This window comes from Acinetobacter sp. ANC_7635 (assembly GCF_056779945.1).
In genome coordinates, this window is the sequence record NZ_JBWYIS010000013.1 from 66,724 (window position 1) to 78,170 (window position 11,447).

Below are 11,447 nucleotides of genomic sequence, written 5' to 3' on the forward strand. Positions count from 1 at the left end.
GAATTGGCCCCCGTGATATCAATTCAATTTTTTAATTTTTGCTTTTAATAACAAGCATTTTATGTGGTTTTGGTGAATTTATAAATATAAACCGTTAAATAATTTACGCTTAATCTGATTCACCCTTAAATTCTATGAAGCTTTGTGACACAATCTCTCCGCGAGTACTCAACTGCATTGAAAATCAATGTAATGTTATGTTAGAAAATAATGGTTATTCTCTAAATTAAGCGTTTCATTTTTCTTTAAATCTCATCTCAGGAAGGATCATTCAATGGATGATAATCTGCAAAATATTAAAGTGATGGTCATTGATGATTCAAAAACGATTCGTCGGACCGCAGAAACTTTATTACAGCGTGAAGGATATGACGTTGTAACTGCAGTAGATGGATTTGAAGCATTATCTAAAATTGCTGAAACTCGACCTGATATTATTTTTGTAGATATTATGATGCCACGTTTAGATGGGTATCAAACGTGCGCACTGTTAAAAAACTCACAAAATTTCCAACATATTCCAGTGGTCATGTTATCCAGTAAAGATGGTATGTTTGATCAGGCAAAAGGACGAGTTGTTGGATCTGATGAATACCTCACGAAACCATTCAGTAAAGATGAGCTATTGAATGCGATTCGTAAACTTGTCGCTTCACGTTAAGTACTGGGAAAATAAAATATGACACGTATCTTAGTGGTAGATGACTCTCCAACAGAAATGTTTAGATTTAAAGAAATTCTGTCCAAAAATGGCTATGAAGTGCTAGAAGCAACCAATGGTGCAGATGGTGTTACCTTGGCGCAAGCAGAGCAACCAGATCTTGTACTTATGGATGTGGTGATGCCTGGTGTGAATGGATTTCAAGCGACGCGGCAAATTGCAAGAGCTGATGTAACGAAGCATATTCCAGTTGTCATTGTCAGTACCAAAGATCAGGATACGGATCGAATTTGGGGCAAAAGACAAGGCGCTGTCGATTACCTAATCAAACCTGTAGATGAATCAAGATTACTTGATGTCATTCAGCAATATTTGAATACAGGCACAGCATGATCACTCAAGATGAAAGTGATCAACAACACTGGTTAACGCAAGCCAGTAATGCTAATTCGGCTCAAGCAAATGAGTACCGTGATGTGCAAAATCAGGACCTCTGGTCTGGTGTATGTTTTAAAGTTGAGCAGCAGCAATTTATTACCCCACTTGGTGATATTGCGGAGGTTAGCCCTTTACTGAGCATTACCTCATTACCACTTACGCCGCCGTGGTATTTAGGTTTGGCGAATTTGCGAGGTCGAGTACTGTCCGTATTAGATCTAAAGCAATTTGCTTTGAGTAAATCAACACAATTACACGCTAATGTTAAAATTTTATGTTTTAACGTGGGGCAAGACTGTGTTGGATTGCTTGTGGATGAAGTCCTTGGTGTAAAACATTATAAGAATAATACCTATAGCACCAGTTCGGATTTGATCGCAGAACCATATAGATCGTTTTGCCAAGGTTATTTTCTCGATCATTCAACACCTGTAGCTGTGCTGATGATGAGTCTGCTATATGAGCATGATCGTCTAAAGCACATGTTCACATCAAATTCAATTTAATGTGTAGTCAGCAATAGTTTTTTGGGGGAGCTGAGTGAGTTTACGGTTAAAAAAGACCAGTCGGAATGTGAATGATTCAGATTCCAACACACAGGGATGGAAAGCTTCACTTAAGTTAAAACTTGAACAGTTTTCAGAGCTGTTTGGGCAATCTGCCCAAACGAAGTCTTATTTAATCATGGCTATTATTAGCCTCGTTTGTGCTTTTCTGATTTTATTGTTTCTTATGTTTAATCTCCCACGCACGGTAGAGCAAAGTCGTGGGGTGGGGGAACTGAAATATCTCAATCAAATGATGATTATTCAGACTCAACAGTTTGAGGATAATCCTACAGATTACACATTACAGATTCTCAAAAACTCTCAGCTTATTTTTAGTTCACAACTTGAAAATGTAAAATCAGTTTATTTTTATAGTCCGGCTTTAAATGAAGTAGATCGACTATGGTTAGAGTCTCAAAGCAATATCACGGAGTCTCAGTTACAAAAAATTCAAGTAGCCCTCAATGAAATTCGCACAGGTTCTACGTGGTTACTGATTTTACTGTCACTCTTATTGTTGATTAGTTTATCGAGCTTCACCTTTGCAGTGATTAAACTTTTTATTTTGAGAAGCCAAGAAGATCGTCTGCGTTTGATGGAGCTAGTGGATAAAGATAAGAAGAATCAAACGGCGATTTATCGGCTTTTAGATGAAATTGGGGATTTAGCTGAAGGCGATTTGACCAAATATGCTGCGGTTTCTGCAGATTTTACGGGGACAATCGCGGATTCAATTAATGTAGCGATAGATCATTTGCGTGATTTGGTGATGAGAATTAATCAGGCTTCTCAACAAGTTACCCAATATATTCATCAAACTCAGCACATGAGTTCACAATTGGCGCAATCTTCAGAGCTGCAAGCTCGTGAAATCCAAAATACATCGCTCGCCATTCATGACATGGCGGACTCAATTGATCACGTTTATGAAAATGCAGCGCAATCTGCAAAAGTTGCTCAGCGTGCTGTACTTATCGCAGCGAAGGGTGGGGAAGTGGTTGAACGATCAATAGATGGAATGGATCAAATACGAGGGCAGATTCAAGAAACATCTAAAAAAATTAAAAGGCTGGGTGAATCTACTCAAGAGATTGGAAACTTTGTTGCAACCATTGAAGACATTGCAGGGCAAACGCATCTGTTGGCTTTAAATGCAGCCATTCAAGCCGCAATGGCAGGCGATGCTGGACGAGGTTTCGCTAGTGTTGCTGATGAGGTGCAGCGTTTAGCTGAACGTTCAACTGCTGCGACCAAACATATTGAGATATTGGTAAAAAATATTCAATTAGATACGCATGAGGCCGTTCGCTCTATGGAGCAAACAACTTCTGAGGTGGTTAAGGGGACTGGACTTGCTCAAGATGCAGGAGCAGCACTTGCAGATATTCAGTTGATTTCAAAACAGTTGGCTCAACTGATTGCGAATATTTCAGCATCCTCAAAAGTTCAGTCAGCTGCTGCGGGTCAAATTGCGAAAACAATGTCGCTTGTGCAAGATGTCACACGAGAAAATCATGCTTCAACCTTAGATACTGCTCAATCGATAGCAGAACTCACTCAAATGGCTGATTCTTTAAGGAAATCAGTTGCAAACTTCAAATTACCTGAGTGATTGAGCCATGAAAAATAATAATCCTAATAAAATACAATTATATCTTTCAGAAGCACTCTATCGTGCATATGTCGATATGCAGCTTCCTCAGGATGAATTAAATTTTGAAGATGAGGAGCTTATTACCACCTTTGCTGAAGAGCTTAAGGAATTACTTCTAGAAATATCAGAAAATCTTCAAGTCTTATCGAATGATTTAGAACAGTTAAATATTTGGCAAGCATTGCGCCGTAATTTTCATACCTTAAAGGGTTCAGGTCGAATGCTTGGATTCAACTCAGTTTCTGAGCTTGCATGGACCGTTGAGACAATACTGAATATTAGGCTTGATCAGCAACGTTCATGGAGTCAACTGGTCCTTGAGTATGTTGAGCTGATCTCTCGTATATATCGCTACATCATTGTGCCTAGTTTAACAGTGAAACAAGCGATTCAATTAGATGTTAAACCTCTATTGCTTTTAGGTCGGCAATTAGAACATTCAAATACCATAGATCAATCATTGCATCCTTTGTTGGCGATCAACGCTCATCTCACACAGCTTGATCTAGATTTCGGGATTGAATGTCACTCTTTGAGTGATTCCAATTCACTCTCAGCAGCCACATTTGAGGATACTCAAATATGGGATAACGAGGTTCTGCAAAGTTTTTATGCTGAGGCTTCAGAACAATTGAAATCCCTGCAAGATATGTTGGATAAATCCAATCAACAATTTCAGGTGGATACGCTTGCACGTGTTGTCCATTCTCTCAGGGGGAGTTCTGCAATTGTTGGACTTGAGAAAATTGAAGTATTGAGTCAGTCATTCGAAAAAATAATACAACGTAATCCATCTCTTGATACCAACAATAAAGAATTGCAAGCGCTCACAACGCAGTATATTGATTTAATCCAGTATTACTTAGAAAGCTTGCAAACAACAGGTGACAACATAACGAGACAACAACAGTTTCAGGCATTAGAGCATACTTTTTTAATCGCATTGAGAGACTTCTCAGAACAGATTACACAGAACGATCCAAATCTTGATCCGCAAGAGTTACTCAAGAAAATTGTAGATTTGGGTGTAGAAGATGTTTTCCTTATCGATACCTTTGTACAAGATGGTATTTCTAACCTCTTTAGCTCTACACGTACTACTGAACGTTCGAGCTTACTGAGTCAACAACTCAGTTCAATTGCTAAATTTGCCATTAAAGTTGATTTTGATCTCCTTCGAAAAATTTCAGAAATTTTGAGTTCAATTCACTCCAACATTGCAAGAGAACCGAATTCAATTGCCTACTCAAATGTCCACCGAGTTTTACAACAAGGGCATGAAAAACTCTTAGAAATATTTGATGAACTTGCTATAGGTCAATTGGCTCAAAATAATGAGGCTTCTCAGCAACTATTAGATGATTTAAAACAACTTAATCATGAATACTTCAGTTTTTCCAATCAATCGAATTGTAGTGGTACTATAGAGCAGGAGAGCGAAGTATCTGCTCGATCCTTAGATGAAACAATTCTGACATTACTCAATATAGATTACGCACTCAAAGATTCAGCGAAAGCAAAACAGGGCTTAGATCGTGAAGTAAGTGGTTTTTTTGTCGAGGAAGCGGAAGAAATCTTGTCTCAAATCGAAGACTTGTTCAATGCATGGTTAGAGTATCAAGAAGATGCTACGTGTATCCAAAAAATTATGCGGCAATTGCACACGTTGAAAGGTGGTGCATACATGTTGCAAGCAGATTACTTTGCAAATCTAATCCATGAGCTTGAATCTTTATATCTTCAACTCATTTCAGAGCAACAAATTGATATAAAAAGTTTCATTATTTTGATTAAAGCCTTACAGCAGGATTTGGTACGGCGTGTCAATATCATTAAAGTTGAGTCTGTTGATTATCCGATGGAGCAGGCATCAAGGCTTATTCAGGGTTTAATTGAGCTTGGACATTTAAATCTTAAGGGTGGTGACTCGAAGCTGAACTTAGTACATTCGATGCAAAATGATATCACTCACCATATGTCTTCAGATTTTAGTATTCATTCAACTTTATCAGCGGACCTTGAAACCAATTTAAGTGATTTAGTCACTCCGCATAATAATTCATCAAAGTTTGACTCTTCTTCCATTCAGCAAAACTCACATCAGAATGAACCATCTAACGCTAAGGAGAGTGTTTTACCGCCTCCAATGAGTGGTAATTTGCAAAAGTTTGTGCAATCTGCCGTAGCGAACGAGACACTTTCAGTCTCTACTGCTGTAATTGAAGCAACCCTTAATTTGATTGGGGAGGATTTGATTCAACGTTCGCAAGTCGAAGTAGAATTAAAATCATATCGGTCAAATTTGGTAGAAATGGATCAAACCATTCAGCGCCTTACTTCACAATTGAGACGGATGGAAGGGGAATTAGAATCCCAAATTTTATTACAACGTAGATCATATAATTCCGCCGAGCATGGATTTGATCCCTTAGAAATGGATCAATATTCATCACTTAATCAACTCTCAAAATCAATATCAGAGTCAACATCAGACTTGTTAGATATCAGAAACTCTCTGCATGAAAAGCTTCAATCTGCAGAAAGTATATTGATTCAGCAGGCAAGAATACAAAACAACATCCAACACTCGTTGATGCGTACTCGTGTCGTACCATTCAAGACGATACAAATGCGTCTTGAACGTTTATGCAAGCAACTTTCGATGAATCTGAATAAATCTGTTCAGTTACAGATTGAACATGCAGACATCGAATTAGATCGTAGTATTCTTGAAAAGTTGATCACCTCACTTGAGCATATTCTGCGTAATGCGATTGATCATGGAATTGAGTCAGCAGAACAGCGGTTGAAATTAAATAAACCTGAACAAGCAGTCATGCAACTGACACTGGTGAATCATCACAATGAGCTGAGTATTTTGATCAAGGATGATGGTCGAGGAATTGATTCACAAGAGATTAAGCAAAAAGCTGTTGAATTTGGTTGGCTCAATACTGAACGGGAATATTCTGAAACTGAACTATTACAATTGATTTTTAGACCAGGCTTTACCACTGCTGCAAAATTAACAACGGTTTCAGGACGTGGTGTCGGTTTAGATGTCGTAAAAAGTGAAATACAGGCACTGGGTGGGCATGTTCATGTTACTTCGGAAAGAGGACAAGGAACTTGTTTTGAAATCAGAATTCCTAAATCTTCAATTATTACTGAAGCCTTGATGGTAAAAGTTGCAGATCAATTCTTTGCCTTACCATTACATCAAATACAACGTGTTGAAATGATTGATAGACATGATTTAAATCACGCGAAACAACAGAGTCAGTTGTTGAGGGTGCATGAAGCAAGTTATCAATTAAACGATTTGGCTGACTTCGTGTTGTTAAATCAAAATATAAAAAGAAACTCACCATATTCAGAAACCCAAAAAGTTCCAGTGATTTTGGTGAATATGCACCAGTCTCAACCTGTGGCTTTATTCGTTGATGAAGTCTTAGGAACTAATTCACAAATTATTGTGAAACAGACTGGGAGGCTGATCCATCAAATTGATTATCTCAGCGGTGTAACCATTATGGGCAGTGGAGAAATTTGCCCAATTTTAAATGTAAATCGTGTGGTTCAATATCTCACTCAGGAGGATTGGTCTGTACATCTAGAGTCGAAGCTCTCAAATTTAGAGCATGACAATGAAGCACCTACGATTTTAGTGGTTGATGATTCGGTCACAGTTCGAAAAGTAACATCTAAACTACTTGAGCGTTATGGTTACCAGATTGTCACAGCTATAGATGGTATTGAAGCACTTGAACATTTACAGCATTCAACACCTGCCTTAATGTTAATTGATGTTGAAATGCCAAGAATGGATGGTTTTGAAGTGATGCAATGGCTGAGAAATCAACCACATTTGCAGAACTTACCTGTGGTTATGATCACTTCACGAGTGGGGGATAAGCATAAACAACATGCTCTTGAACTTGGTGTATCGGCTTATATGGGTAAACCTTTCCAAGAAGCAGTGTTGATTGAGCAGATCAATCAGCTTTTAAAACAGGATTGAAGTATTTTAAGCGAATTAAAAAAGGATGCATTTGCATCCTTTTTTATATTTCATTGCTCTTAAATTTTAATGTTATGCCAATAGCTCAATTAAGATTTTTTCATAAATTTCAGCCAAAGGTTCCAAATGTGCGATTTCAACATGCTCATTAATCTGGTGGATCGTGGCATTAAGTACTCCCAGTTCGAGTACCTGAGCTCCAGTTGGTGCGATAAAGCGACCATCTGATGTACCACCACTGGTTGATAATTCTGTTGTCGTGCCAGTCACATCCAAAATCGCTTTTTTGGCAGCATTGACGAGCTCTCCAACAGGGGTAAGGAATGGTAAACCTGATAATGTCCACTCGATATCATACTCAACGCCGTGGCGATCTAAAATTTCATGTGTACGTGCTTTTAATTCATCAGCAGTAACTTCTGTAGAATAACGGAAGTTAAATAATAAGTTCATCGTGCCAGGTACAACGTTGGTTGCACCCGTTCCAGCAGAAATATTCGAGATTTGGAAAGACGTTGCAGGGAAATACTCATTGCCTTGATCCCATTCTGTCTCACATAATTCAGCAATTGCTTTTGAGGCTGTATGAATTGGGTTAATTGCCAAATGTGGATAGGCCACATGCCCTTGCTTACCTTTCACTGTTAAATTGGCATTGAGAGACCCACGACGGCCATTTTTAACAATGTCACCTAAAGTATTCGTACTTGACGGTTCACCGACCAAACACCATGTCATTTTTTCTTGGCGTGCTTCTAAAGTTTCTACAACTTTCACTGTTCCATTGATAGATGGACCTTCTTCATCTGAAGTGATCAAAAAAGCAATCGAACCTTTGTGGTCTGGATGCTTAGCAACGAAACGTTCAGAGGCAATTACCATGGCTGCCAACGCCGTTTTCATATCTGCACTGCCACGCCCGTATAACTTTCCATCTCTAATTTCTGGGGCGAATGGATCGGAGTTCCACGCTTCTAGATTGCCTGTAGGAACAACATCAGTATGACCCGCAAAACAAAACACAGGTGATTCAGTCCCGCGACGAGCCCATAAGTTATCTACATCTTCAAACCGCATATTTTCAATGTTAAAACCAATCTTTGATAATCGATCAGCCATAATATTTTGACAGTTATGATCGACTGGAGTCACTGAAGGTTGGCGAAGTAATTGTAAGCTTAAATCGAGTGTTGCAGATTGGGTCATGGAGAGAAATCGAATTGGTCAAAGTCGATCTATCATAAAGTATGTTGAATTTGATGCAAAATATTAATCATTCAAGGAAATCAAATTTAAATAAAAAAAGCCCTATTAAAAAAATAGGGCTTTTAGCTTCAACTTCGAATTAGTTGTTACGAATTTCGTTTGAAGTTTTTTCAGCAGTATTTGTTACAGTTTCCCCAGCTTTTGAAACGTCTTGTCCAAAACCTTTGAATGTATTACAACCAGTTAATACAAATGCAACTACGAATGAAGCGGCTAATACTTTTTTCATCATTATCTCCAATGATTGTAAATTATTTTGATGCTTAATCAGAATAAAAATTAATCATTTAGAAGAATATGAGAGTTTTATTATCAGAATGTTATTAATTGTATTCGATACATTTTTTTATTACACGAACTACACGTAAGGGAGCTTTAAAGCTGGTTGACGGTACATATAAAACTGATTTGTTTGTACATTGTGATAAAGCCCATTACTCCACCAATGTGCTTCATTTGAAGTCTGACTTGCATTCGGACAAATCCATTCCTGTCTTTCCAGTCGATAAAAAGATGATCGTAATTGATGTCCCCATGTGCCTATACGACGATGTGGGCTGACCCAGTTGGGTAAGGTTTGAAGTTCGGTATGATACGGAAAGTAGAGTTGACCTTTCATCACCGCAATTTTTCGATCAATTTTATAAGTATTGGCTTGAGTAAATTGAAATTGCTTTTGCGTAAAATGATTGAGCTTTCTAAATAGAGTGTCGCTTCGATTTAATCCGTACCAATGTTGAAGTTGAAAGTCTTGTTCTGCTAAATAAAATTTCAGTGCAACTTCCCATTGTTCAATTTCTTGGGTGTGATGATTTAATATCACAAAGTCAATTTCACCCAAAGTATGGCGGCCGTCAATGATTTGAACACTGTGATCTAACAGCGAAAAATCAGCTTGATCGCGTTGATCATCTTGCAGCCAGAACCACATTAAATATTCAAAGCGCAAACCTAGACGCGTACTTTTAAGTTGCTGAATAAAATCAATCAGCTCTTGTGGGTTTTGATCTAGATCATGCAGTCTGGAGATATATTTTTCGTACTGAGTTTGCCAAAATTGTTCATGGTGCAATTCAAAAGGATGAACGATCGTTAATTCTTTAGGCGCAAAACGAATAATATTAGGACTTGCGATGACAAAAGCCAGTTGACGTACAATTGTATGATGAAAGTTCTGCCATGGCTCATAAAAATCAGATTGCACCATTACTCCAACTAGAATTCAAAATTGAAAATAAATTTACAATCAGACACTACCACAAAAGCATATATACTAGTGAGATTCAACTGAATGAGTTGCGGTATGAAAATCGTGTTTTGGCGGAGCTTGGTCATTATTTTTGTGACTCTAGGTTTTATTGGTGCGCTATTGCCAGGATTGCCAACCACAGTCTTTTTAATTCTTGCCGCATGGGCTGCTTCAAAAGGTTGGCCACAGGTTGATGATTGGCTACTCAATCATCCTAAATATGGACCAACACTGCGAAATTGGCGTGAGCATGGCACGGTTCCACGCAAAGCAAAATGGCTCGCCTCGATGATGATGTTGATCAGCGGTATTCTTATGCTTTATACCAATGCTCCTGATTTAGTAAAAATTTTTACGAATCTCACCATGCTAATTGTCGCGATTTGGTTGTGGTTAAGACCTGAATCAAAAAATATTGTTTAAATAAATGATTAAAAATAATTTAACGCTGAGTTTTGTATGAACCCAAATCTTGAAAGTTATACCCTAAGTCAGGCGGATATCCTGATTGATATGGCGAAACAAGTTCTATATGTACCACGTATGAAAAAAAGCTATTTGGTGTCTACTGGATTGAACGGTATAGGTGAACAGGAAAATTCAGGTAAAACACCAAGAGGATGGCATCGCATTGAACAAAAAATTGGCGATGACCACCCAATCAATGCTGTTTTTAAAGCACGTATTTGGACTGGGGAGATCTATGATGTGGAACTTGGTGAGCAATTTCCAGAACGTGACTGGATTCTAACTCGAATTCTTTGGTTAGCAGGTTTAGAACCTGGTTTTAATCAAGGGGAGGGTTGTGATACCTATAATCGATATATCTATATTCATGGTACGCCAGAGTCAGAACCTTTAGGTATTCCTAAATCACATGGATGTATTCGAATGCACAGTGCAGATGTCATTGAGCTATTTGATATATTGGACGAAGGCGCTTTAGTCTATATTTCAGAACAAGAGATCCAATTGGATCAAATTTAAATCAGAATCGTAAAATGTGTTGTGATAAAAACTTTGAATAAAAATAAAAACATATCTCTAATCAGGCAAATAATAGACAAAAAAGCGATTTTTCAAGAGAAATGATCTATTTTTTAATCATTCAAACTGAAAAACTGATAAACCTGTAGAAAAGCGTTTGACAGTATCTGAGGATTCTCTATAATGCACCACACAAACGATGAAGTCGTAAAGGGCGCTTAGCTCAGTTGGTAGAGCGTCTGCCTTACAAGCAGAATGTCGGCGGTTCGATCCCGTCAGCGCCCACCAAGCCTTTACGTTAAGTTTTAGTGCAGCGGTAGTTCAGTTGGTTAGAATATCGGCCTGTCACGCCGAGGGTCGCGGGTTCGAGTCCCGTCCGCTGCGCCACTTTAAACTTAATAGATTGTTTGTACTTTAATAGAGATATTACATAAGTGCAGCGGTAGTTCAGTTGGTTAGAATATCGGCCTGTCACGCCGAGGGTCGCGGGTTCGAGTCCCGTCCGCTGCGCCATTTTATGTAATGACCTTATTAAGGGCGCTTAGCTCAGTTGGTAGAGCGTCTGCCTTACAAGCAGAATGTCGGCGGTTCGATCCCGTCAGCGCCCACCATATTCAAGCTGA

General features: G+C 38.5%; 9 protein-coding genes, 4 tRNA genes and 1 pseudogene. 11 read left to right on the forward strand and 3 right to left on the reverse strand.

Going from position 1 to position 11,447, the window contains the following annotated elements; genetic code table 11:
- Positions 1-274: 274 nt before the first annotated feature.
- From pilG to AC1M89_RS12630, 5 genes and pseudogenes are all read left to right on the forward strand, one after another.
- On the forward strand, positions 275-661 hold the full coding sequence (gene pilG, locus AC1M89_RS12610) for a twitching motility response regulator PilG (RefSeq protein ID WP_035269072.1): 387 nt from the start codon (positions 275-277) through the stop codon (positions 659-661).
- 18 nt (positions 662-679) lie between these two features.
- Positions 680-1,054, forward strand: coding sequence for a response regulator (locus tag AC1M89_RS12615; RefSeq protein WP_035269071.1), 375 nt, complete (start codon positions 680-682; stop codon positions 1,052-1,054).
- Positions 1,051-1,605: a chemotaxis protein CheW gene (locus tag AC1M89_RS12620; protein ID WP_481614280.1), complete on the forward strand. Its 555-nt coding sequence runs from the start codon at positions 1,051-1,053 to the stop codon at positions 1,603-1,605. The genes AC1M89_RS12615 and AC1M89_RS12620 overlap by 4 nt, the downstream gene beginning before the upstream one ends.
- A gap of 529 nt (positions 1,606-2,134) precedes the next feature.
- A pseudogene (locus tag AC1M89_RS12625) lies at positions 2,135-3,259 on the forward strand (methyl-accepting chemotaxis protein); the annotation flags it as partial.
- A gap of 7 nt (positions 3,260-3,266) precedes the next feature.
- Positions 3,267-7,322 carry a hybrid sensor histidine kinase/response regulator gene (locus AC1M89_RS12630; protein WP_481614281.1) on the forward strand — a complete coding sequence of 1,352 codons (4,056 nt, stop codon included), beginning with the start codon at positions 3,267-3,269 and terminating at the stop codon, positions 7,320-7,322.
- A 72-nt stretch (positions 7,323-7,394) separates the two neighbouring features.
- Here AC1M89_RS12630 and dapE read toward each other — a convergent pair whose 3' ends face one another.
- The 3 genes from dapE to AC1M89_RS12645 all read right to left on the reverse strand — a co-directional run bounded on the left by dapE (position 7,395) and on the right by AC1M89_RS12645 (position 9,795).
- Positions 7,395-8,528 carry a succinyl-diaminopimelate desuccinylase gene (gene dapE / locus AC1M89_RS12635; protein WP_035269063.1) on the reverse strand — a complete coding sequence of 378 codons (1,134 nt, stop codon included), beginning with the start codon at positions 8,526-8,528 and terminating at the stop codon, positions 7,395-7,397.
- Positions 8,529-8,667: 139 nt separating this feature from the next.
- Positions 8,668-8,820, reverse strand: a complete 153-nt coding sequence (locus tag AC1M89_RS12640) for an entericidin A/B family lipoprotein (protein ID WP_092766976.1) — start codon at positions 8,818-8,820, stop codon at positions 8,668-8,670.
- Between the two features lie 126 nt (positions 8,821-8,946).
- Complete coding sequence (locus tag AC1M89_RS12645; RefSeq protein ID WP_035269060.1) at positions 8,947-9,795, reverse strand: DUF1853 family protein; 849 nt, start codon at positions 9,793-9,795, stop codon at positions 8,947-8,949.
- Positions 9,796-9,891: 96 nt separating this feature from the next.
- On the opposite strand from AC1M89_RS12645, the gene AC1M89_RS12650 reads away from it, so the two are divergent.
- The 6 genes from AC1M89_RS12650 (at position 9,892) to AC1M89_RS12675 (ending at position 11,435) form a co-directional block, all read left to right on the forward strand.
- A complete protein-coding gene (locus AC1M89_RS12650) occupies positions 9,892-10,260 on the forward strand; it encodes a YbaN family protein (RefSeq protein WP_035269059.1) in 369 nt (122 codons plus the stop codon).
- A gap of 36 nt (positions 10,261-10,296) precedes the next feature.
- Positions 10,297-10,824: a cell wall-recycling L,D-carboxypeptidase ElsL gene (gene elsL / locus AC1M89_RS12655; protein ID WP_481597662.1), complete on the forward strand. Its 528-nt coding sequence runs from the start codon at positions 10,297-10,299 to the stop codon at positions 10,822-10,824.
- 212 nt (positions 10,825-11,036) lie between these two features.
- Positions 11,037-11,112: transfer RNA gene (locus AC1M89_RS12660), tRNA-Val, on the forward strand.
- A 22-nt stretch (positions 11,113-11,134) separates the two neighbouring features.
- Positions 11,135-11,211 (forward strand) — tRNA-Asp (locus AC1M89_RS12665).
- Positions 11,212-11,260: 49 nt separating this feature from the next.
- Positions 11,261-11,337 (forward strand) — tRNA-Asp (locus tag AC1M89_RS12670).
- Between the two features lie 22 nt (positions 11,338-11,359).
- Positions 11,360-11,435, forward strand: a tRNA-Val gene (locus AC1M89_RS12675).
- Positions 11,436-11,447: the final 12 nt, after the last annotated feature.